This is a genomic window from Candidatus Frankia nodulisporulans (genome assembly GCF_902806475.1).
GTDB classification, from domain to species: Bacteria; Actinomycetota; Actinomycetes; order Frankiales; family Frankiaceae; genus Frankia; species Frankia umida.
Genome location: NZ_CADCWS010000552.1, coordinates 1 through 480, shown reverse-complemented (window position 1 = coordinate 480; position 480 = coordinate 1). Strand labels below are relative to the sequence as shown.

At 71.0% G+C, this 480-nt stretch carries 1 pseudogene; it reads left to right on the top strand.

The features are described 5' to 3' along the window. A pseudogene (locus G6R24_RS21370) lies at positions 1-480 on the top strand (IS1634 family transposase); the annotation flags it as partial.

Here is a 480-nt window from a genome sequence, read left to right as displayed (position 1 = left end):
GACCCGGACACCGGGAAACCCGCCCTGGCCTGGAACTTCGACCAGGACGCGCTCGACGCCGAGGCCGCCACCGACGGCTGGTACGCGCTGCTGACCAACCTGCCTGACGACGTCGACCCGGCCGAGGTCCTCGCCCGCTACAAAGGGCAGGAAGTCGTCGAACGTCGCTACGGCGCGTTCAAGGGCCCGCTCGCGGTCGCACCGATGTTCCTGCACTCCAACCAGCGGATCCACGCCCTCATCCACGTGATCTGCCTGGCCCTGCTCGTCTTCTGCCTGGTCGAACGCCAAGCCCGGCTCGGTACCGGCCCCGACGGGAAGATCCCCGGCATCTACGCCGGTCGTCCCGCCCGCCCCACCGGAGCACTGGTCCTCGGCGCACTGAGCAAGCTGCGCCTCGTGCCCGCCCGCGGCGACCAGCCCGCCTACATCCCCCGCCCCTCGGCGCTGCACCAGCACCTCCTCGACATCCTCGCCGTC